This window comes from Microlunatus phosphovorus NM-1 (genome assembly GCF_000270245.1).
In the GTDB taxonomy this organism is placed as follows: Bacteria; Actinomycetota; Actinomycetes; order Propionibacteriales; family Propionibacteriaceae; genus Microlunatus; species Microlunatus phosphovorus.
The window spans coordinates 1,199,045-1,218,778 of sequence record NC_015635.1 but is presented as its reverse complement, the minus strand read 5'-3'; the positions used below and the strand labels follow the sequence as shown (position 1 = coordinate 1,218,778).

26 protein-coding genes are annotated in these 19,734 nt (G+C 67.1%); 1 reads left to right on the top strand and 25 read right to left on the bottom strand.

The window, feature by feature from the left end; genetic code table 11:
- Window positions 1-5: 5 nt before the first annotated feature.
- The 21 genes from rpsH to MLP_RS05315 form a co-directional block, all read right to left on the bottom strand.
- Window positions 6-413, bottom strand: coding sequence for a 30S ribosomal protein S8 (gene rpsH / locus MLP_RS05415; protein ID WP_013862009.1), 408 nt, complete (start codon window positions 411-413; stop codon window positions 6-8).
- A gap of 277 nt (window positions 414-690) precedes the next feature.
- Complete coding sequence (locus MLP_RS05410) at window positions 691-876, bottom strand: type Z 30S ribosomal protein S14 (protein WP_013862008.1); 186 nt, start codon at window positions 874-876, stop codon at window positions 691-693.
- 17 nt (window positions 877-893) lie between these two features.
- Complete coding sequence (rplE, locus tag MLP_RS05405) at window positions 894-1,520, bottom strand: 50S ribosomal protein L5 (protein WP_013862007.1); 627 nt, start codon at window positions 1,518-1,520, stop codon at window positions 894-896.
- The gene (gene rplX / locus MLP_RS05400; RefSeq protein ID WP_013862006.1) at window positions 1,520-1,903 is read right to left on the bottom strand and encodes a 50S ribosomal protein L24; all 384 of its coding nucleotides are present in this window, start codon (window positions 1,901-1,903) and stop codon (window positions 1,520-1,522) included. The genes rplE and rplX overlap by 1 nt, the downstream gene beginning before the upstream one ends.
- A 1-nt stretch (window position 1,904) precedes the next feature.
- Entirely contained in the window at window positions 1,905-2,273 is a 369-nt protein-coding gene (rplN, locus tag MLP_RS05395) for a 50S ribosomal protein L14 (protein ID WP_013862005.1), read from the bottom strand.
- Between the two features lie 56 nt (window positions 2,274-2,329).
- Window positions 2,330-2,665 carry a 30S ribosomal protein S17 gene (gene rpsQ / locus MLP_RS28855; protein ID WP_013862004.1) on the bottom strand — a complete coding sequence of 112 codons (336 nt, stop codon included), beginning with the start codon at window positions 2,663-2,665 and terminating at the stop codon, window positions 2,330-2,332.
- A gap of 1 nt (window position 2,666) precedes the next feature.
- The gene (gene rpmC, locus MLP_RS05385; RefSeq protein ID WP_013862003.1) at window positions 2,667-2,924 is read right to left on the bottom strand and encodes a 50S ribosomal protein L29; all 258 of its coding nucleotides are present in this window, start codon (window positions 2,922-2,924) and stop codon (window positions 2,667-2,669) included.
- Complete coding sequence (rplP, locus tag MLP_RS05380) at window positions 2,924-3,343, bottom strand: 50S ribosomal protein L16 (protein ID WP_013862002.1); 420 nt, start codon at window positions 3,341-3,343, stop codon at window positions 2,924-2,926. The genes rpmC and rplP overlap by 1 nt, the downstream gene beginning before the upstream one ends.
- Before the next feature lie 3 nt (window positions 3,344-3,346).
- Window positions 3,347-4,174, bottom strand: a complete 828-nt coding sequence (gene rpsC / locus MLP_RS05375) for a 30S ribosomal protein S3 (protein WP_013862001.1) — start codon at window positions 4,172-4,174, stop codon at window positions 3,347-3,349.
- Window position 4,175: 1 nt separating this feature from the next.
- Window positions 4,176-4,565, bottom strand: coding sequence for a 50S ribosomal protein L22 (gene rplV, locus MLP_RS05370; RefSeq protein WP_013862000.1), 390 nt, complete (start codon window positions 4,563-4,565; stop codon window positions 4,176-4,178).
- A 36-nt stretch (window positions 4,566-4,601) separates the two neighbouring features.
- The gene (gene rpsS / locus MLP_RS05365; RefSeq protein WP_013861999.1) at window positions 4,602-4,883 is read right to left on the bottom strand and encodes a 30S ribosomal protein S19; all 282 of its coding nucleotides are present in this window, start codon (window positions 4,881-4,883) and stop codon (window positions 4,602-4,604) included.
- A gap of 17 nt (window positions 4,884-4,900) precedes the next feature.
- The gene (rplB, locus tag MLP_RS05360; protein WP_013861998.1) at window positions 4,901-5,737 is read right to left on the bottom strand and encodes a 50S ribosomal protein L2; all 837 of its coding nucleotides are present in this window, start codon (window positions 5,735-5,737) and stop codon (window positions 4,901-4,903) included.
- A 35-nt stretch (window positions 5,738-5,772) separates the two neighbouring features.
- The gene (rplW, locus tag MLP_RS05355) at window positions 5,773-6,084 is read right to left on the bottom strand and encodes a 50S ribosomal protein L23 (protein WP_013861997.1); all 312 of its coding nucleotides are present in this window, start codon (window positions 6,082-6,084) and stop codon (window positions 5,773-5,775) included.
- Window positions 6,081-6,788, bottom strand: a complete 708-nt coding sequence (rplD, locus tag MLP_RS05350) for a 50S ribosomal protein L4 (protein ID WP_013861996.1) — start codon at window positions 6,786-6,788, stop codon at window positions 6,081-6,083. Before rplD ends, rplW begins: the two co-directional genes overlap by 4 nt.
- Window positions 6,785-7,444: a 50S ribosomal protein L3 gene (gene rplC / locus MLP_RS05345; protein ID WP_013861995.1), complete on the bottom strand. Its 660-nt coding sequence runs from the start codon at window positions 7,442-7,444 to the stop codon at window positions 6,785-6,787. The genes rplD and rplC overlap by 4 nt, the downstream gene beginning before the upstream one ends.
- Before the next feature lie 14 nt (window positions 7,445-7,458).
- Window positions 7,459-7,767, bottom strand: a complete 309-nt coding sequence (rpsJ, locus tag MLP_RS05340; protein ID WP_013861994.1) for a 30S ribosomal protein S10 — start codon at window positions 7,765-7,767, stop codon at window positions 7,459-7,461.
- 689 nt (window positions 7,768-8,456) lie between these two features.
- Window positions 8,457-9,191, bottom strand: coding sequence for a CDP-alcohol phosphatidyltransferase family protein (locus MLP_RS05335; RefSeq protein ID WP_156821047.1), 735 nt, complete (start codon window positions 9,189-9,191; stop codon window positions 8,457-8,459).
- A gap of 132 nt (window positions 9,192-9,323) precedes the next feature.
- Window positions 9,324-9,947 (bottom strand): response regulator transcription factor, encoded by a 624-nt coding sequence (locus tag MLP_RS05330; protein WP_013861992.1) that lies wholly within the window; start codon window positions 9,945-9,947, stop codon window positions 9,324-9,326.
- Between the two features lie 25 nt (window positions 9,948-9,972).
- Window positions 9,973-11,250: a sensor histidine kinase gene (locus MLP_RS05325; protein ID WP_156821046.1), complete on the bottom strand. Its 1,278-nt coding sequence runs from the start codon at window positions 11,248-11,250 to the stop codon at window positions 9,973-9,975.
- 18 nt (window positions 11,251-11,268) lie between these two features.
- A complete protein-coding gene (locus tag MLP_RS05320; RefSeq protein ID WP_013861990.1) occupies window positions 11,269-12,075 on the bottom strand; it encodes an ABC transporter permease in 807 nt (268 codons plus the stop codon).
- Entirely contained in the window at window positions 12,072-13,019 is a 948-nt protein-coding gene (locus tag MLP_RS05315) for an ABC transporter ATP-binding protein (protein WP_197536506.1), read from the bottom strand. Before MLP_RS05315 ends, MLP_RS05320 begins: the two co-directional genes overlap by 4 nt.
- 163 nt (window positions 13,020-13,182) lie before the next feature.
- Between MLP_RS05315 and MLP_RS05310 the strand changes: the two genes are divergently transcribed.
- Window positions 13,183-14,625 carry a gamma-glutamyltransferase gene (locus tag MLP_RS05310; RefSeq protein ID WP_013861988.1) on the top strand — a complete coding sequence of 481 codons (1,443 nt, stop codon included), beginning with the start codon at window positions 13,183-13,185 and terminating at the stop codon, window positions 14,623-14,625.
- A gap of 417 nt (window positions 14,626-15,042) precedes the next feature.
- On the opposite strand, the gene tuf is transcribed toward MLP_RS05310, so the two are convergent.
- From tuf to rpsL, 4 genes are all read right to left on the bottom strand, one after another.
- Entirely contained in the window at window positions 15,043-16,236 is a 1,194-nt protein-coding gene (tuf, locus tag MLP_RS05305; protein WP_013861987.1) for an elongation factor Tu, read from the bottom strand.
- Between the two features lie 148 nt (window positions 16,237-16,384).
- Window positions 16,385-18,484, bottom strand: coding sequence for an elongation factor G (gene fusA, locus MLP_RS05300; protein WP_013861986.1), 2,100 nt, complete (start codon window positions 18,482-18,484; stop codon window positions 16,385-16,387).
- A gap of 116 nt (window positions 18,485-18,600) precedes the next feature.
- Window positions 18,601-19,071, bottom strand: a complete 471-nt coding sequence (gene rpsG / locus MLP_RS05295) for a 30S ribosomal protein S7 (protein WP_013861985.1) — start codon at window positions 19,069-19,071, stop codon at window positions 18,601-18,603.
- Window positions 19,071-19,442, bottom strand: coding sequence for a 30S ribosomal protein S12 (gene rpsL / locus MLP_RS05290; protein ID WP_013861984.1), 372 nt, complete (start codon window positions 19,440-19,442; stop codon window positions 19,071-19,073). Before rpsL ends, rpsG begins: the two co-directional genes overlap by 1 nt.
- Between the last annotated feature and the right edge of the window lie 292 nt (window positions 19,443-19,734).

Sequence of the window (19,734 nt, the reverse complement as noted above, 5' to 3'; positions counted from 1 at the left end):
GTACGTCACCAGACGTAGGCGAGGACTTCCCCGCCCACCTTCTGGCCGTGTGCCTGCTTGTCGGTCATCAGCCCGTGCGAGGTGGAGATGATCGCGATGCCGAGCCCGCCCAGAACCTTGGGCAGGTTGGACGACTTCGCGTACACCCGCAGACCGGGCTTGGAGATCCGGCGGACGCCCGCGATCGAGCGCTCCCGGTTCTGGCCGTACTTCAGCGTGATCGACAAGGTCTTGCCGACCTCGCCCTCCGCCGGCTCACTCACGGTCCATCCCGCGATGTAGCCCTCGTTGGCCAAGATCTCGGCGATCCCCACCTTGATCTTGCTGTGCGGCATCACCGCGGTGTCGTGGTACGCCTGCGAAGCGTTCCGCACCCGCGTCAACATGTCCGCAATCGGATCGGTCATGGTCATTGCTAGTTACTTCCTTCTCGGAGCGGTTTCCGCCGAATCATTCGAACGGACCTGCACCGGTTTGAGTCTTTGTTGGGTCTCGAGCAGAGGACTGCACCTAGTCGTCAGGTGAGTGCCGCGTGACTGTCGTCGGAGTGCGGAGCTCCGGTCCTCGATGGTTGGTCGAAGGACGTGGATGGGCCTGGCCGTCAGCCGGAGCTTGCGGAGGCTGACCGGTTGTCCGAGACCATCCATCGAGGACCGGAGCGGAGCACTGCGACGACACCACACACCTAGCTCACCAGGACGACTTGGTGATGCCCGGAAGCTCGCCCTTGTGTGCCATGGAGCGGAGGCAGATCCGGCAGAGACCGAACTTGCGGTACACCGCCTTCGGCCGCCCGCACTTCTGGCAGCGCGTGTAGGCACGCACGTTGAACTTCGGCTTGCGGGCCTGCTTGACCTTGAGGCCTGTCTTTGCCATCTAGATTCTCTCCCGGATCACTTCTTGCGTACGGCGTAGCGAGGGCCCTTGGCCTTCGACTTCGCCGGCTTCGGGTTGTCGTTGAACGGGAAGCCCAGGTGCCGAAGCAGCGCGCGACCCTCGTCGTCGTTCGTCGCCGTGGTGACGAACGTGATGTCCATGCCCCGGCTGCGATCGATCTTGTCCTGGTCGATCTCGTGGAACATGACCTGCTCGTTGAGACCGAAGGTGTAGTTGCCCAGACCGTCGAACTGGTGGCTGTTCAGCCCCCGGAAGTCACGGATCCGCGGCAACGCCAGGGTCAGCAGCCGGTCGGCGAACTCCCACATCCGGTCGCCGCGCAGCGTGACGTGCGCACCGATCGGCATCCCCTCACGCAGCTTGAACTGCGCGATGGACTTGCGGGAGCGAGTCACCTGCGGCTTCTGGCCGGTGATGGTGGTCAGGTCACGGACGGCACCGTCGATCAGCTTGGAGTCACGGGCGGCGTCGCCGACACCCATGTTCACCACGATCTTGGTCAGACCGGGGATCTGCATCACGTTGGGGTAGTTGAACTCCTTGTGCAGCGCCGGCGCGATCTCTTCGCGATAGCGCTGCTTGAGCCGCGGCACCGTACGAGTCTCGGTGGTCGTGGCGGTCATCAGATCTCCTCTCCGGTCGCACGGGCGATCCGGATGCTGCGGGTACCGGTGTACTCCGAGCCGTCGGGACGACGCTTGGTCACCTCGACCCGGTTGTAACCGACCCGGGTCACGACCTCGTCGCCGTCGCTGTTCTTGACCAGCAGCTGGACGTTGGACACGTGGATCGGCGCCTCGGAGGAGACGATCCCGCCCTTGGTCTGGCGTCCCTGCGGCTGCGCCGAGGTGTCGCGCAGGTGCCGCTTGACGATGTTCACGCCGGACACCGTGACGCGCGAGGACTCCGGATGCACGGCGATGATCTCGCCGACCGCGCCCTTGTCCTTGCCTGCGATGACCTTCACCCGGTCACCCTTGATCACGTGCAATTTGTTCTTCGTCATGTCAGATCACCTCCGGGGCGAGCGAGATGATGCGCATGAAGCGCTTCTCGCGCAGCTCGCGGCCGACCGGACCGAAGATGCGGGTGCCGCGCGGCTCGCCGTCGTTCTTCAAGATCACGGCGGCGTTCTCGTCGAACTTGATGTAGGAACCGTCGGCACGCCGACGCTCCTTCACCGTACGGACGACGACGGCCTTGACCACGTCGCCCTTCTTCACGTTCCCGCCGGGGATCGCGTCCTTGACGGTGGCGACGATCACGTCGCCGATGCCGGCGTAGCGGCGACCGGAGCCGCCGAGCACCCGGATGCAAAGGATCTCCTTCGCACCGGTGTTGTCGGCGACCTTGAGCCGCGACTCCTGCTGGATCATCTGTTATCTCCTGGTTGTCTCACCGGTTCCCGGTCTCCCGGGCCTTGCGGAACTTGTTACTTGGCCTTCTCGAGGATCTTGACGAGACGCCAGCGCTTCGTGGCCGACAGCGGCCGGGTCTCCATGATCCGAACCCGGTCACCGACACCGGCGCTGTTGGTCTCGTCGTGCGCCTTCAGCCGGTTCGTCTGCCGCAGCACCTTGCCGTACAGCCGGTGCTTCACCCGGTCCTCCACGGCGACCACGACGGTCTTATCCATCTTGTCGCTGACCACGTAGCCCTCGCGGACCTTGCGGGTGCCGCGCTCCTCGCCGGCCTCCTCGGTCACGACCTCGACGACCTCGTCCGGGGTCTCGACGACCTCGACGGTCTCGTTCACGCTCTCACTCATCTCAGGCCTCTACCTTCTCCGCCTCGACGACCTCGGCGGCGTCCGGGTCGTCCACGATGCCCAGGGTGCGTTCCTGGATGACCGTGTAGATCCGGGCGATGTCCTTGCGTACGGCGCGGAGTCGACCGTGCGACTCCAGCTGCCCGGTGGCGGCCTGGAAGCGGAGCGAGAACAGCTCCTCCTTCAGCTCGCGCACCTTGGTGTTGAGCTCGTCCCGGCTCAGTCCGCGCAGCTCAGCTGCGGTGGCGGTCTTCGCCATCAGTACTCACCTGCTTCACGCTTGATGAACCGTGCCTTCATCGGCAGCTTGTGGATCGCCAGCCGCATGGCCTCGCGAGCCACTTCCTCGCTCACGCCGGACAGCTCGAAGAGCACCCGGCCCGGCTTGATGTTCGCGATCCACCACTCCGGCGAGCCCTTGCCGGAACCCATCCGGGTCTCGGCCGGCTTCTTGGTCAGCGGGCGGTCGGGATAGACGTTGATCCACACCTTGCCGCCACGCTTGATGTGCCGGGTCATGGCGATACGCGCGGACTCGATCTGCCGGTTGGTCAGGTACGAGGCCTCGATCGCCTGGATGCCGAACTCACCGAAGGCCAGCTTGGTGCCGCCCTTGGCTGCGCCGGTCCGCTTGGGGTGGTGCTGCTTGCGGAACTTCACCCTGCGGGGAACCAACATGACTCAGGCCTCCTGTCCTGCGGTCTCGGACGCCACCGACTCGGTCAGCGGCGCCGCGCTCTCGGCGGCGGCCTCCTGGCGACGACGACCGCCGCGCTCGGGACGATCGCCCCGACCCGGACGGTCACCGCGGGCCGGACGACCCGGACGGTTGCGACCGCCGGCCGCGCTGCGGGCCGCCTTCTGGGCCGCGCGCTCGGCGCGGGTCCCGGAGACGTCGCCCTTGTAGATCCAGACCTTCACGCCGATCCGGCCGAAGGTGGTACGCGCCTCGAAGAAGCCGTAGTCGATGTCCGCGCGCAGCGTGTGCAGCGGCACCCGGCCTTCGCGGTAGAACTCCGACCGGCTCATCTCGGCGCCGCCCAGACGACCGGAGCACTGGATCCGGATGCCCTGGGCACCGGCGCGCATGGCGCTCTGCTGCGCCTTGCGCATGGCCCGACGGAACTGCACCCGGGAGGCCAGCTGCTCGGCAACGCCCTGGGCGACCAGTTGCGCGTCGATCTCGGGGTTCTTCACCTCGAGGATGTTCAACTGCACCTGCTTGCCGGTGAGCTTCTCCAGCTCGCCACGGACGCGCTCCGCCTCGGCGCCGTTGCGGCCGATGACGATGCCCGGACGGGCGGTGTAGATGTCCACCCGCACCCGGTCCCGGGTCCGCTCGATCTCCACGCTGGAGATGCCGGCCCGCTCGAGGTTCTTGGTCAACATCTTGCGGATCTTGACGTCCTCGCCGACGTACGCGCTGTAGAGCTTGTCGGCATACCAACGGCTGCGATGGTCGGTGGTGATGCCGAGCCGGAAGCCGTTCGGGTTGATCTTCTGACCCATCTCAGGCCTCCTTGGGCTCGACGACGACGGTGATGTGGGAGGACCGCTTGAGGATCCGGCTGGCCGAGCCCTTGGCCCGAGCCCGGATCCGGCGCATGGTCATGCCCTCATCGACGAACGCCTGCGACACGTACAGATCCGCACGCTTCAGGTTGTCGGTGTTCTCCGCGTTGGCGACGGCGCTGGCCAGCACCTTGTAGACCGGCTCGCTGGCCGCCTGCGGCGCGAACTGCAGCGTGGACAGCGCATCGTCCACGGGCAGCCCACGGACCAGGTCGACCACGCGGCGGGCCTTGGTCGGGCTGACCCGGACCTGACGCGCGATGGCGTACGAACCGGGACGGTCGCCGAGCAGCGCCTGGCGGCGGCTGGGACGTGAGTCCTTGCTCATCTGTTCTCTGATTCCTTCTCTGCGGCTGCCCCCGCGTCAGCGGCGGCGGGACTTCCGGTCGTCCTTCTCGTGACCCCGGAAGGTCCGAGTCGGGGCGAACTCCCCCAGCTTGTGACCGACCATGGAGTCGGTGATGAACACCGGGACGTGCTTGCGACCGTCGTGCACCGCGATGGTGTGGCCGATCATGTCCGGCACGATCATCGAGCGGCGTGACCAGGTCTTGATCACGTTCTTGGTGCCCTTGGCGTTCTGCGCGTCCACCTTCTTGGTGAGGTGGTCGTCGACGAACGGGCCCTTCTTCAGGCTGCGTGGCATCTCTTCTGTGCTCCTGCTCAGCGCTTCTTGCCGGACTTGCGGCGACGGACGATCAGACGACTGCTCGCCTTGTTCTTGTCACGGGTCCGGCCCTCAGGCTGGCCCCACGGCGACACCGGATGGCGACCACCGGAGGTCTTGCCCTCACCACCACCGTGCGGGTGGTCGATCGGGTTCATGGCCACACCCCGGACGGTCGGGCGCTTGCCCTTCCAACGGTTGCGGCCGGCCTTGCCCCAGTTGATGTTGGACTGCTCGGCATTGCCCACCTCACCGACGGTCGCGCGGCAGCGCACATCGACCATCCGCATCTCGCCCGACGGCATCCGCAGCGTGGCGTGGCTGCCCTCGCGGGCGACCAGCTGGATCGACGCACCGGCCGAGCGGGCCAGCTTGGCACCGCCGCCGGGACGCAGCTCCACGGCGTGCACCGTGGTGCCGACCGGGATGTTGCGCAGCGGCAGGTTGTTGCCGGACTTGATGTCGGCGGCCTCGCCGGCCTCGACGGTGGCACCCTGGCGCAGGCCCTGCGGCGCCAGGATGTAGCGCTTCTCGCCGTCCGCGTAGTGCAGCAGCGCGATCCGGGCGGTGCGATTCGGGTCGTACTCGATGTGCGCGACCTTGGCCGGCACCCCGTCTTTGTCGTACCGCTTGAAGTCGACCAGCCGGTAGGCCTGCTTGTGGCCGCCGCCCACGTGCCGGTTGGTGATCTTGCCGGAGTTGTTCCGGCCACCGGTCTTCGGGCTGGGGGCCAGCAGCGACTTCTCCGGAGTGGACCGGGTCAGTTCGACGAAGTCGGCAACGCTGCTGCCACGACGGCCCGGCGATGTCGGCTTGTACTTACGGATACCCATGAGGTCTTGTTTCCTTTACTGCGTATCGATCGCGGTCAGCCGACCGGGCCGGAGAAGATGTCGATGTGCTCACCGTCAGCCACGGTCACGATGGCCCGCTTGGTGTCGGGACGCTTGCCCATGCCCGACCGGGTCCGCCGCTTCTTGCCCTGGCGGTTGATGGTGTTCACTCCGGTGACCTTGACCTTGAAGATCGTCTCGACGGCGATCTTGATCTCGGTCTTGTTGGCGCCGGGTGCGACGAGGAAGGTGTACTTGTTCTCGTCGAGCAGGCCGTAGCTCTTCTCGCTCACCACCGGTGCCAGCAGCACGTCACGATGGTCATGAACCTTGAGTGCGTTGCTCATCGCAGTTCCTCCTCAGCAACCTCGGACTCGGTGGCCACGGCCTTGCTCGCCTTGCCCTTGGCCGGACCGGCGACGTACGCGTTCAGCGCGGCCGAGGTGAAGACCACGTCATCGTTGACCAGCACGTCGTAGGCGTTCAGCTGGTCGGCGGTGATCACGTGCAGGGCGGCCACGTTGCGCAGGCTGATCCAGGCCAGATCCTCGTCGCGGTGCAGCACGACCAGCACCTTGCCGGCGACCTTGTCGGTGCCCAGCGCCTTGGCCACGACCGACAGCGCGGTCTTGGTGGAGGGCGCATCGCCGATGGTCAGGTCGGCGACCACGTGCACCCGGCCGTCACGGGCCCGGTCCGAGAGCGCCCCGCGCAGGGCGGCAGCGATCATCTTCTTCGGGGTCCGCTGGGCGTAGTCGCGCGGCTGCGGGCCGTGCACGATGCCGCCACCGGTGTACTGCGGAGCGCGGATCGAGCCCTGGCGGGCGCGGCCGGTGCCCTTCTGCCGGTACGGCTTGGCGCCGCCGCCGGCCACCTCGGAGCGGGTCTTGACCGCGTGCGTGCCCTGCCGGGCCGCGGCCAGCTGGGCCACCACGACCTGGTGGATCAGCGGAATGTTCGCGTTGACGTCGAACAGGTCGGCCGGCAGCTCGACCGAGCCGCTGGTGCCGCCGTCGGCGTCGATGACATCAATGGAACGGGTCTCGCTCATGCCACCTCTCCCTTCTTGGCAGCGCTGCGCAGGACCACGAGGCCACCCTTGTTGCCGGGCACGGCGCCCTTGACCAGGATCAGACCGCGGTCGGCGTCCACGCTGTGCACGGTCAGGTTCTGCACCGTGACGCGCTCATTGCCCATCCGGCCGGCCATCCGCAGGCCCTTGAACACCCGGCCCGGGGTGGCGCAGCCACCGATGGAGCCCGGCGAGCGGTGCTTGCGGTGCACACCGTGGGTGGCCCGCAGACCGCCGAAGCCGTGCCGCTTCATGACACCCGCGGTGCCCTTGCCCTTGCTCACACCGGTGACGTCGACGACCTCGGCGGCCTCGAACACCTCGGCGGTGAGCTCCTGGCCCAGGGCGTACTCACTGGCGTCGCTGGTGCGCAGCTCCACCAGGTGCTTGCGCGGGGTCACATCGGCCTTGGCGAAGTGCCCGGCGGTCGGCTTGGTCACCTGCTTGGCCTTGATCGCACCGAAGCCGAGCTGGACGGCGGAGTAGCCGTCGGACTCGGGAGTGCGGACCTGGGTGACGACGCACGGACCGGCCTGGATCACCGTGACCGGGATGACGCGGTTGTTCTCGTCCCAGAGCTGGGTCATGCCGAGCTTGGTGCCCAGCAGACCCTTCACCTTCTTCTCAGCGCTCATTGTCTCTTCAAACCTCAGAGCTTGATCTCGATGTCGACGCCGGCAGGCAGATCCAGCCGCATCAGCGAGTCGACGGTCTTGGGGGTCGGGTCGATGATGTCGATCAGACGCTTGTGCGTCCGCATCTCGAAGTGCTCCCGGCTGTCCTTGTACTTATGCGGAGAACGAATCACGCAGTACACGTTCTTCTCCGTCGGCAGCGGCACCGGACCGGCCACCCGCGCCCCGGTGCGCGTGACCGTATCGACGATCTTGCGCGCAGAGGAGTCGATGACCTCGTGGTCATAGGCCTTGAGCCTGATGCGGATCTTTTGTCCCGCCACAGTTCGTCCTTCTCTCGTAACTACCGGTCTGTCCGACCCCCGAGGTCGGGCGTGTCGCGCCGACCGGACGCAGTCAGGCCCGTGTCCTGCTTGCTAGGGGCTGTCGCCTTCGGCTCACCGACCGGGTGGTCGCAGAGCCAGACGATGGAAGTCTCGCGGTTCGGTGTCCACTGTGCTTTCGAGTTGATCGCCTCTGCGATGCAGCCGTCCGGCCCAGGGCACACCCCGGCGACCTCCGTCGGAGCAACCTGACGATTCTTTCACCAGTTGCGCAGGAGATCAAATCGGCGACCTGGGCTGGCTCCATGGCGGAGCGAACTGAGTCACCAACGCCGACATCGAGCGCGGTTGTCCGGCTGCCCACCATAGCCGGGCGTTCAAGGGCGGCCCGACGCCCGACCCCAAGCCCGCCCCTAGCCGCCGACCCCCAGCCCTCGGGCCTAGTCCTCGACCCCCAGTCCCCGGGCCCAGTCCTCGACCCCCGGGCCCCAGCCGGGCCGGGGCCTGTCCCAGTCGGCCCAGCCTCGACCCCAATCCCCACTTCGCACCATTTGCTGTTACTGCGCACCACGTGTACCGGATGCGCAGTGGCAGGAAATGGTGCGAAGTCGGAGTTGGGGACACGAAATGGTGCGGAGTTGGGGACACACGAAATGGCGCGCGATGATAGGAATGGTGCGGAGTGGGAGTCAGATGGTGCGAAGCCGCGTCAGTTGCCAGATGACGTCGCGGCCGAAGGACCAGGTGAGCAGGGCCAGAGCGGGAGCGAGCAGCAGAGTCGGCAGCATCGGCACCCGTGTGTTGAGCCCGGCCGCCTCGACCGCGAGTGCGGCCAACAGCGCGACGCCCTGGACGACAGCGATCACCTTCCGTGAATAGCGGTACGGCAGCCGCAGCCGCAGCGCCGACCGGAGTCGGGCGGGGCCGATCCAGGCGGCGGCCACGTACGCGTACCGCATCAGGCCGATCGCCAGCACCCACCAACCCGCGATGCCGAGGGTCGACACCGCCAGGCTCAGACTCATCAGGAGCGCGGCGTCGGTCTCCATGTCGAACCGCGCGCCGAACGCGGACGCCTCACCGCGATGGCGAGCAATGGCACCGTCCAGACCGTCCAAGATCAGACAGCAGACACCGATGACGATCATCACGAGCAATCCAGCCGAACCGAGATGGCCGAACCATGCCTCCAGGGTCAGCCCGATCACCCAGCAGGTGCCGATGACCCGGGCCAGGGTGACCAGGTTGGCCGCGCCCAGTCGCCGCTTTCCCCAGTAAGTGAGGATGGCGGCCGCGCCCCCGACGTAACCCAGCGCCGCGACCAGGGCCGGTGCCGGCATCACCAGCCCCGCTCCCCCAGCCACGACCAGCCCAGCACCCTCCACCAGAGCTCCGGCGGCCACTGGCTGCCACGGGCGGGTCACCTCTCCATCGTAAGAGTGCGTGCTGAGTGATATCCGAGCCCCGACCGGGTAGATCACGGCGTGTCGTCGGTGTGTCGACGTGAGCCGAAGCAGAAATCAGTCGCGCCCCACCGCAAGCCTGGTAGCCGTGACTCAGGTCAGCCATCCGTTCTCGGTGGCGATCCGGACCGCCTCCGCCCGCGTACCCGCGCCCAGCTTGCCCATGGCCGAGGAGAGATGGTTGCGCACCGTCCCCTCGGACAAGAACACCTCACGAGCGATTACGGCCGTCGAGGCGCCGGACGCGGCAGCAGTCAGCACCTCGGTCTCCCGGCCGGTCAGGGGTGAGGGACCGATCGACAGGCTGGCCGCGGCCAGCACCGGATCGACCACCCGCAGGCCGGCATGGACGCGCCGGATGCCCTCGGTCAGCCGCTCCGCCGGAGCATCCTTGACCATGTAGCCGACCGCCCCGGCCTCCATCGCCCGGCGCAGATAGCCGGGCCGACCGAACGTGGTCAAGATGATCACCTTCGTCGTCGGCTGCGCCTTCATGATCGTCGCGCAAGCGTCGATCCCGTCCGCATGCGGATCCGTCGGCGACGGCATCTGGACATCGAGCAGCACCACCTCGGGCCGGAGTTCGGCGACCTTCCTGACGGTCTCGGCGACGTCACCCGCCTGCCCCACGACCTCGAAGTCGGGCTCGAGCTGGAGCAACGCGCTGAACGCCTGCCGGATCATGGCCTGGTCGTCGGCCAACAGCACGGTGATCATGAGGTGACGACCTCCGGTCGTACGATCATGAGGCAGTCACCGTTCGCTCATCAGCCTCGCTCCGCGCCGACAGCCGGCCGAGCTCGACACGCACGATGCATCCGCCGGACTCCCCCGCGGTCACCAGCAGCAAACCGCCCAACGCCTCCGCCCGAGTCCGCAAACCCGCGATCCCGGAACCGTTGCCCGCGGTCGCCGACAGCCCCCGACCATCGTCGCGCACCTCGACCGCGTCGGGGCTCACCATCACGGTGCATACCCCTGCGTCGCTGTGCCGCACCACGTTGGTGACCGCCTCACGGACGACATAGCCGAACAGTTCGCTGACCTCGTCGCTCAGCGGTGGCAGCGCCGAGGGCATCCGGGCCTCGATCCCTGCCGCCAGCAGCACGGAGCGCGCACTGGCGATCTCGGTCGCCAGCCGTACCTCCTGCATGCCGGAGGCAGTGGTCCGGACATCCGCCAGCGCCTGCCGAGCCACCTGCTCGATCTCGGCGATCTGGGCCTTGGCTGCATCCGGATCCACGTCCACCAGTCGCGCCGCCAGCCCGGCTTTGATCGAGATCGCGGTGAGTGAGTGGCCGAGAATGTCGTGCAGATCGCGGCCGATCCGTTCCCGCTCGGCGGCCACGCTGAGGGTCGCCACCCGCTGCTCGGCTCGGTGCAGGCGACCTTGGACCGCGCCCGCCTCCATCCCGGCCGCGGTGGCCAGTCCCATGCCGAGGGAGATCAAGGCGATGTATGCCCCGGTGGACCCAGCCCCGAGCAGACCTACGGCTGCCAGCACGCCGGCCCACACCACCACCGCGATCCGCGACTGCCGCCAGGGCAGCAACGTGGCCAGCATGACCGCGACATAAGCCCCGTAGCCCACCAGATCCCAACTCCACACGACGGCACTCAGCCCCAGCAGCGCCACGTAGCCGCCGAGATAGAGCCAGCGTGTCCGGAGCGAGCAGTCCGCCACCCAGGCGGTGCCGAGATAACCGAGCACCATCAGCACGATCACCACGAGCCTGATCGCGACCACCACTGGGGACGGCTCGCCGTCGAGCAACGCCGTGAAGGCAAAGACCATGAAGATCAGCCCGAAGGCATAGACCCAGACCATGTTCTGCACCGCGCGCCGCCAGGTGAACGGCGGTGCCGGGTCCGGCCCACGATGCCGCGCCGGAGCCGCCGACGGGTCGTCACAGTCGATGCCGTAGCTCCGCCGGAAGAGGGCCCGGATCAGCGAGCCCTGCGCGGGTCGTGCCTCGGTGCCCACGAGCAGTCCTCCCTCGAGGTTCGACCCTACGCTCACGGCCAGACCCACCGAGGTTCAGCGCTTGCTGCTGGCGGCAGCTCGCCGGAACCCGAGCGCTCCCAGCACGGTCAGCCCGATGCTCCAGGCGAGCAGGACAAGCACCCCAAACCAGGGGAACGCCTCGTCCGGGAGCATCGGCCAGCGGCCCAGCTCGGCGAGCCAGTACGAGGGCATGGCCTGCGCCAGCAGCTGCGCGAACCGCGGCATCAGATCGACCGGCAGCCACAGACCACCCAGCATGGCCAGCAGCAGCATCACCAGCGTGGTCACCCCGCCCACCGCCTCGGCCTTGACCCACAGGCCGATCACGATCCCGAAGATGGCCAGCGGTATCAGTCCCAGCCACATCAGCCCGAGCGAGGCGAGCCAGCCGCCGAGCGACAGCCGTACGCCGCCAACCACAAAACCCGCTACGAAGACCAACAGCAACGACGGCAGCACCAGCGCCATGATCGCCGCCGCCTTGGCGAGCAGGAACGACCGCGGGGCCAGACCGGTGACGCTCAGCTGCCGGAACCAGCCCGACCGACGCTCCAGGGCCAGCTGCGAGCCACCGCTCATCGCGGCACCGAGCGCCCCGTACGCGGCCATCGACACCATGATCACCGCGGAGGCGAGCCGCGACTCCTGGTCGGATCCGGACGCGAAGGTCGAGCTGAACACGAGATAGAGCACCAGCGGCATGCCGACCGCGAAGATCACGAAGGCGAAGTTCTTGCAGGTCAGCCAGGTCGACCAAACGGCATAGTGCACCAGCGGCGGGAGTCGTCGGCCTCGTCCGGCCTCGGCATCAGCCAGCGAATGGGAAGTGATGGCAGTCATCGCTGCTCCTTCGAGTTCTGCAGGATCGGATGGTTGGTCTGATCGGTCAGGGCCAGGAAGGCATCCTCCAGACTGGCGGAGGTGACCTCGATCTCGGCCGCGCCGGGTTGGGTCGCGATCAGGGCACGCAATGTCGCGTCGGAGTCGCTGGTGTGCAGTTGGATCCGACCATTGCTGCGCTCGCCGGTGAGCACCGCGGGCAACATCGTCAGTTCGGCGAGCTCCACATCACGATCAGCCAATGTGATCAGCTTGGTCGCGACCTGGTTCTTGATCATGGTCGGGGTGCCGTCGCCGATCACCCGTCCATGGGCGAGGACGACGATCCGATCAGCCTCGCTGTCGGCCTCCTCCAAGTAGTGGGTGGCGAAGAGCACCGTCCGGCCCCCGGCGACAAAGGTGCGCATGGAGGCCCAGAAGGCGCGGCGGATCTCGACATCCATGCCGACCGTCGGCTCGTCCAGGATCAGCAGCTGCGGATCGGCCATGATCGCCAGGGCATAGCGCAATCGCTGCGCCTGACCGCCGGAGAGCTTCTCCGTCCGCATCTTCAGGAACCCGCCGAGGTCCGCCCGCTGGATGACCTCCGCCATGGGCAGCGGATGCGCATGCAGTCCGTACATCAGTCTCAGCACATCGCGTACGGTCGCGTCGTGCAGCAGCGCACCGGCCTGCAGCATCACGCCGACCAGACCGTGCTGGACCGCATCCCGGGGCGGCCGACCGAAGACCTGCACCTGACCCGAGTCCGGAACCGTGATTCCGGTGATCATCTCGGTGGTGGTGGACTTGCCGGCACCGTTCGGTCCGAGAACCGCGACGATCTCGCCGGGCGCGATCGTCAGGTCGATACCGTCGACGGCCTGCACGGCGCCGTACGACTTGTGCAGTCCCTCGAGTCGGACGGCGAGCGCTGCCGCTGGGTCCATGGATCGCTCGGTCATGGACCGGTCTGTGACGGATGGCGAAGCGAGAATCGGCGACGGGTGAACAGTCATGACTGAAGTCTGGATCGGGTACGCGGTCCGCACCTCAGCTGAGAGTCATCGCTTGACCATGACACGTGTCATCTCGTGGGCCCGATTGCGACGGGCCTAGGCTGCTGCCGTGACGATCACCCCCGGTGTGGCCGCCGGCCATCCCGCCACCGCACAAGCCGGCGCCGACATCCTGGCCGCGGGCGGCACCGCCGCCGACGCCGCCGCCGCGATGGTGCTCACCAGTTGCGCGGCGGAGACACTGTTCACCGGACTGGGCGGAGGCGGATTCGCCACGCACTATGAGGCGGCGACCGGCGAGACCCGCTGCGTGGACTTCTTCGTCGGCATCCCTGGCCTGAGCGGACGCACCGCCGGCCCCGGCAAGCCGATCGAGGTCGTGTTCGTCGGCCAGGCGATCCCGTACGAGATCGGGCCGCCCACGGTGGCCGTGCCGGGGACACCCGCCGGTGCCCTGCATCTGTGGCGCCGCTGGGGGCGGCTGCCCTGGCCCGAGGTCGTGGCACCGGGACGCGCGGCGTCTCTCGGCTCGGTCTTTCCCGATGCGCACGCCGACCTGCTGCCCAAGGTCTCCCCCGCCTTCCATGTCTCCGAGGGACTGGAGGTGTACAGCCGGGCGGACGGGTCACCCCTGCAGGGTGGTGACCTGCTGGCGCATCCGGCCCACTCGGCGGCGTACGACCTGCTGGCCGAGGAGCCGGACGCCTTCTATCGCGGGGTGTATGCCCGGGCGATGGTCGAGGTGCTGGGTGAGACGTCCGCACTGGATGCCGTCGACCTAGAGGCCTATCGCGTGATCGAGACGCGCCCGCGGCGGGTCGACGTCCATGGTTTCGGTGTGCTGGCCAGGGGAAACGATCTCGACGACGTGCTCGGCACCATGCAGGCGGCGGCTGCGACGATGCCTGGCGACCCTCTCACCTCGCCTGCGTCGGCACGGGCTCTCGCGGCTGCGCTGCGCGCGCCGGATCGCCGGGCCGAGACCACCAACCTGGTTGCTGCCGATGCCGAGGGCAACGTCTGCGCGGTGACCACAAGCCTCGGGCTGGGGTCTGGAGTCTGGGTGCCTGGCTTCGGCGTACACCTGAACTCGATGCTCGGCGAAGGTGAGTTGGTTCGCGAGGGAGTCGGACCGGGCATGCGGATGGGCTCGATGATGTCGCCGATGATTGCGGTCGATCCGAGCGGCCGACCAGTCGTCGCTGCTGGTGCCGCCGGCGGCAGCCGAATCCGGCCGGCTCTGGTGCAGACCATGCTGCGGATGCTGGACCACACGCCGCCGCAAGCCGCCATCGACGCTCCCCGGCTGAATGCGACCCCGGGCGCTGTCCGGCTCGAGCCCGGCTTCTCCGCCGAGGTGCTCCACTCGCTAGCAGAGGACGGCGACGAGGTGACCGTCGCTGACATGCGTGACCCCTACTTCGGCGGGGTGTCGGCACTCAGCTGGCTAGGCGCCGGTGCGGACCCACGACGCGACGGCCATGCCGAGATCTATCTGGCCTCCGACCTGCCCGGCACTCCCCCACCCCACGGCTCCCACCCTGTCGACTGACAGCCGGCCCGACCCGACCGCGTACACGTTTCGGACCGGTAGGCACTGCGCACCAGCTAATGCGGCTGCGCACCGTTTTGGGGATCCCGTCCAGCCCCATAGTCGACTCCGCGCCATTTCCGGCTGGCCGGTCCGACTTCGCACCATTTCCTGCGGCTGCGCACCATTTCCGTTTCGACTCCGCACCAGCTAATGCGACTGCGCACTGGGGGGTACACCCCATGCGAAGAAGACCGAAATGGTGCGAAGTCGGAATCGGGCCACCGGAAATGGTGCGAAGTGGGAATCGGGGCGGACGACGAGGGAGGGAGCCGCCCACAATGAGCAGACGCACGAGGGCCCCGCACCCAAGGTGGTGCGGGGCCCTCGCGTACGAAGCTCAGTGCTGAGCTACCAGGTCAGACCAGGATCACAAGGTCACTTGATGATCTTGGTGACGCGGCCGGCGCCGACGGTCCGGCCACCCTCACGGATGGCGAACTTCAGCTCCTCCTCCATGGCGATCGGCTGGATGAGCTGCACGGACATGTCCGTGTTGTCACCCGGCATCACCATGTCGGTGCCCTCCGGCAGGTTCACCACACCGGTCACGTCGGTGGTGCGGAAGTAGAACTGCGGACGGTAGTTGTTGAAGAACGGGGTGTGACGGCCACCCTCCTCCTTGGAGAGGATGTAGACGCGTGCCTCGAACTCGGTGTGCGGGGTGGTGGTGCCCGGCTTGATCACGACCATGCCGCGCTCGACGTCCTCGCGCTTGGTGCCACGGAGCAGCAGGCCCACGTTCTCGCCCGCCTGGCCCTCGTCGAGGAGCTTGCGGAACATCTCCACACCGGTGACGGTGGTGGTCTGCTTCTTGTCCCGGATGCCGATGATGTCGACGGTCTCGTTGACCTTGACGATGCCCCGCTCGATCCGGCCGGTGATGACGGTGCCACGACCGGTGATGGTGAAGACGTCCTCCACCGGCATCAGGAACGGCTTGTCGATCTCACGCACCGGCTGCGGGATGTAGGAGTCCACGGCGTCCATCAGCTCGATGATCGCCTCGCCCCACTTGGCGTCCCCGTTCAGAGCCGGGAAGGCAGCAACCTGCACGACCGGGACGTCGTCGCCCGGGAACTCGTACTCGGACAGCAGCTCACGGACCTCGAGCTCGACGAGCTCCAGGATCTCCTCGTCGTCGACCATGTCGCACTTGTTCAGCGCGACCACGATCGCCGGCACACCGACCTGACGGGCCAGCAGCACGTGCTCGCGGGTCTGCGGCATCGGGCCGTCGGTGGCGGCGACCACGAGGATCGCGCCGTCCATCTGGGCCGCACCGGTGATCATGTTCTTGATGTAGTCGGCGTGACCCGGGCAGTCGACGTGCGCGTAGTGCCGCGCCTCGGTCTGGTACTCGACGTGCGCGATGGAGATGGTGATACCGCGCTGGCGCTCTTCGGGCGCCTTGTCGATCTGATCGAAGGCCGAAGCCTGGTTCAGATCCGGGTACTTGTCGTGCAGCACCTTGGTGATCGCCGCGGTCAGCGTGGTCTTGCCGTGGTCGATGTGCCCGATGGTGCCGATGTTGACGTGCGGCTTAGTCCGCTCGAACTTGGCCTTGGCCACTGAGGCTCCTTCTAGCTTGGTCGCCACGCTGTCTGCGGGGCGCTTCTTAGTGATTGTTCTGTCTTCGGCCGGTTTTGGTCCGGCCTAAGTGTTGTGGACGATCCGTCCTAGGTCAAACGGATAGCCCACAGGTCTTGGGGACCCGCGATCACTCGCCGCGGGCCTTCTGGATGATCTCGTCGGAGACCGACTTCGGCGTCTCGGCGTAGGAGTGGAACTCCATCGAGTACGACGCCTGGCCGGAGGTCTTCGACCGCAGGTCACCCACGTAGCCGAACATCTCCGACAGCGGCACCAGGGCCTCGATGACCTTATTGCCATGCGCGTCGTTCATCGCCTGCACCTGACCACGACGAGCGTTCAAGTCGCCGATGACGGTGCCCAGGTAATCCTCCGGGGTGGTCACCTCGACCGCCATCACCGGCTCCAGCAGAGCCGGGTCGGCGCGCCGGGCGGCCTCCTTGAAGACCATCGAGCCGGCGATCTTGAAGGCGAGCTCGGAGGAGTCGACATCGTGGTACGCGCCGTCGAGCAGCGTGATCTTGATGTCCTCGACCGGGTAGCCCGCCAGCACACCGAACTGCATCGCGTCCTGGATGCCCTCGTCGACCGCCGGGATGTACTCCTTCGGGATCCGGCCACCGGTGACCGCATTCACGAACTCGTAGCCCGAACCCGCCTCCTGCGGTTCCAGCTTGATGATCACGCGGCCGTACTGACCGGAGCCACCGGACTGCTTCTTGTGGGTGTACTCGACCTTCTCCACCGTGCGGCGGAGGGTCTCGCGGTACGCCACCTGCGGCTTGCCGATGTTGGCCTCGACCCGGAACTCGCGCTTCATCCGGTCGATCAGCACCTCCAGGTGCAGCTCGCCCATGCCGGCGATGATCGTCTGACCGGTCTCCTCGTCGGTGTGCACGCGGAAGGTCGGATCCTCCTCGGCGAGCCGCTGGATGGCGGTGCCGAGCTTCTCCTGGTCGGACTTCGTCTTCGGCTCGATGGCCTGCTCGATGACCGGGGCCGGGAAGTCCATCGACTCCAGCACGACGGGATTGGCCTGGTCGGACAGCGTCTCGCCGGTGGTGGTGTCCTTCAGACCCATCACGGCGACGATCTGACCGGCACCGACGCTGGCGATCTCCTCACGCTTGTTGGCGTGCATCTGATAGATCTTGCCGATCCGCTCCTTGCGGCCCTTGGTGCTGTTCAGCACCGTGGAGCCGGCCTCGAGCTTGCCCGAGTAGAGACGGATGTAGGTCAGTCGGCCCAGGTGCGGGTCGGCGGCGATCTTGAAGGCCAGCGCCGCGAACGGGTCGCTCGCATCCGGGTGCCGCTCGATCTTGATCGACTCGTCGCCCGGCTTGAAGCCGTCGATGGCGGGCACGTCGACCGGCGACGGCAGGTACGCGATGACGGCGTCCAGCAGCGGCTGCACACCCTTGTTCTTGAAGGCGCTGCCACACAGCACGGCGGTGATCTGCGAGGAGAGCACGGCGTGCCGGATCGCCCGACGAAGCAGGTCGGGATCGATCGAATCCTCGTCGGTGAGGTACGCCTCCATCAGCTCGTCGTCGAAGTCGGCGACCAGCTCGATCAGCGCATGGTGCGCCTCATGTGCCTGCTCGGCCATGTCGGCCGGGATCTCCTCGACCGTGTAGTCCTCACCGATCGTGGTCTCGCCACGCCAGGTCAGGGCCCGCATCTCGACCAGGTCGACGACGCCGATGAAGCCGCCTTCGGCACCGATCGGCAGCTGCAGCACCGCAGGCACCGCGTTCAGCCGGTTCTTGATCGTCGAGACGCAGAAGTCGAAGCTCGCACCGGTCCGGTCCAGCTTGTTGACGAAGCAGATCCGCGGCACCTTGTAGCGGTCGGCCTGCCGCCACACCGTCTGCGACTGCGGCTCCACGCCGGCTACCCCGTCGAACACGGCGACGGCGCCGTCGAGCACGCGCAGCGAACGCTCCACCTCGACGGTGAAGTCCACGTGACCGGGGGTGTCGATGATGTTGATCTGGTGGTCGTGCCAGTGGCAGGTCGTCGCGGCGGACGTGATGGTGATGCCGCGCTCCTGCTCCTGCTCCATCCAGTCCATCGTGGCCGCGCCCTCGTGAACCTCACCGATCTTGTAGTTGATACCGGTGTAGAACAGGATGCGCTCGGTGGTGGTGGTCTTGCCCGCGTCGATGTGCGCCATGATCCCGATGTTGCGGACGTGGGTCAGGTCGGTCTTGATGTCGACAGCCATGGTGTGGCTTCAACCTCTCCTTGAAAATCTGAGCGATGCTCGATGGTGAAATCGATGCGGGCCGAGAATCGATCCGAGCCGGGCGGCACGATCGGCCACCCGGCGTACGGAGACTCTTACCAGCGGTAATGGGCGAAGGCCTTGTTGGCCTCGGCCATCTTGTGCGTGTCCTCACGGCGCTTCACCGCGGCACCCAGGCCGTTCGAGGCGTCCAGGATCTCGTTCATCAGGCGCTCGGACATGGTCTTCTCACGCCGCAGCCGCGCGAAGTGGACCAACCAGCGCAGGGCCAAGGTGGTGGCGCGAGCCGGCTTCACCTCGACCGGAACCTGATAGGTCGCACCGCCCACGCGACGGCTCTTGACCTCCAGCGACGGCTTGACGTTGTCCAGCGCCCGCTTCAGGGTCTGCACCGGGTCGATCCCGGTCTTGGTCCGGGTGCCCTCCAGCGCGGAGTAGACGATGTTCTGCGCGACGGTCTTCTTGCCGTCCAGCAGGATCTTGCTGACCAGCTGGCTCACCAGCGGCGACCCGTAGACCGGGTCGACCATCACCGGGCGCTTCGGGGCGGGGCCCTTGCGTGGCATTACTTCTCCTTCTTGGCGCCGTAGCGGCTACGGGCCTGCTTGCGGTTCTTGACACCCTGGGTGTCCAGCGAACCGCGGATGATCTTGTAGCGAACACCCGGCAGGTCCTTCACGCGGCCTCCGCGGACGAGCACCATCGAGTGCTCCTGCAGGTTGTGACCGACGCCGGGGATGTAGGCGGTGACCTCGGTGCCAGACGACAGGCGAACACGGGCGACCTTGCGCAGCGCCGAGTTGGGCTTCTTCGGCGTGGTCGTGTACACCCGCGTGCACACGCCGCGACGCTGGGGCGAACCCTTCAGCGCGGGGGTCTTGTTCTTGCTCACCTTGTCGGTGCGGCCCTTGCGGACCAGCTGCTGGATCGTGGGCACCGCTTACTGTCTCTTTCTGCTGCGTGGATGTTGGTGTGGATCCTTCGATCCACGAGTGCGACACCACCGCAAGAGCCCGAGCATCTCGGCCCGAGATCGGGGCACGCACCAGAGCCGGGCAAGCCCGGACACAAGCGCCTAGGTTATCTCGTCGGACGCGGAGGGTCAAAGCGGCGGGACAGTGTTCACCACAAGCACTGGCACACCGATGATCGAGGCTACCCGACGAAGACAAGGCGAGCCTGCCATCAAGGTGTGAGCTGATCCCCGACATCGGGGATGAACTCACACC

Excerpts from the sequence above, each read along its gene's own strand:
- rpsH (WP_013862009.1), bottom strand. The coding sequence starts at position 413 with ATGACCATGACCGATCCGATTGCGGACATGTTGACGCGGGTGCGGAAC.
- MLP_RS05410 (WP_013862008.1), bottom strand. The coding sequence starts at position 876 with ATGGCAAAGACAGGCCTCAAGGTCAAGCAGGCCCGCAAGCCGAAGTTC.
- rplE (WP_013862007.1), bottom strand. The coding sequence starts at position 1,520 with ATGACCGCCACGACCACCGAGACTCGTACGGTGCCGCGGCTCAAGCAG.
- rplX (WP_013862006.1), bottom strand. The coding sequence starts at position 1,903 with ATGACGAAGAACAAATTGCACGTGATCAAGGGTGACCGGGTGAAGGTC.
- rplN (WP_013862005.1), bottom strand. The coding sequence starts at position 2,273 with ATGATCCAGCAGGAGTCGCGGCTCAAGGTCGCCGACAACACCGGTGCG.
- rpsQ (WP_013862004.1), bottom strand. The coding sequence starts at position 2,665 with ATGAGTGAGAGCGTGAACGAGACCGTCGAGGTCGTCGAGACCCCGGAC.
- rpmC (WP_013862003.1), bottom strand. The coding sequence starts at position 2,924 with ATGGCGAAGACCGCCACCGCAGCTGAGCTGCGCGGACTGAGCCGGGAC.
- rplP (WP_013862002.1), bottom strand. The coding sequence starts at position 3,343 with ATGTTGGTTCCCCGCAGGGTGAAGTTCCGCAAGCAGCACCACCCCAAG.
- rpsC (WP_013862001.1), bottom strand. The coding sequence starts at position 4,174 with ATGGGTCAGAAGATCAACCCGAACGGCTTCCGGCTCGGCATCACCACC.
- rplV (WP_013862000.1), bottom strand. The coding sequence starts at position 4,565 with ATGAGCAAGGACTCACGTCCCAGCCGCCGCCAGGCGCTGCTCGGCGAC.
- rpsS (WP_013861999.1), bottom strand. The coding sequence starts at position 4,883 with ATGCCACGCAGCCTGAAGAAGGGCCCGTTCGTCGACGACCACCTCACC.
- rplB (WP_013861998.1), bottom strand. The coding sequence starts at position 5,737 with ATGGGTATCCGTAAGTACAAGCCGACATCGCCGGGCCGTCGTGGCAGC.
- rplW (WP_013861997.1), bottom strand. The coding sequence starts at position 6,084 with ATGAGCAACGCACTCAAGGTTCATGACCATCGTGACGTGCTGCTGGCA.
- rplD (WP_013861996.1), bottom strand. The coding sequence starts at position 6,788 with ATGAGCGAGACCCGTTCCATTGATGTCATCGACGCCGACGGCGGCACC.
- rplC (WP_013861995.1), bottom strand. The coding sequence starts at position 7,444 with ATGAGCGCTGAGAAGAAGGTGAAGGGTCTGCTGGGCACCAAGCTCGGC.
- MLP_RS05330 (WP_013861992.1), bottom strand. The coding sequence starts at position 9,947 with ATGATCACCGTGCTGTTGGCCGACGACCAGGCCATGATCCGGCAGGCG.
- MLP_RS05320 (WP_013861990.1), bottom strand. The coding sequence starts at position 12,075 with ATGACTGCCATCACTTCCCATTCGCTGGCTGATGCCGAGGCCGGACGA.
- MLP_RS05315 (WP_197536506.1), bottom strand. The coding sequence starts at position 13,019 with ATGACCGAGCGATCCATGGACCCAGCGGCAGCGCTCGCCGTCCGACTC.
- fusA (WP_013861986.1), bottom strand. The coding sequence starts at position 18,484 with ATGGCTGTCGACATCAAGACCGACCTGACCCACGTCCGCAACATCGGG.
- rpsG (WP_013861985.1), bottom strand. The coding sequence starts at position 19,071 with ATGCCACGCAAGGGCCCCGCCCCGAAGCGCCCGGTGATGGTCGACCCG.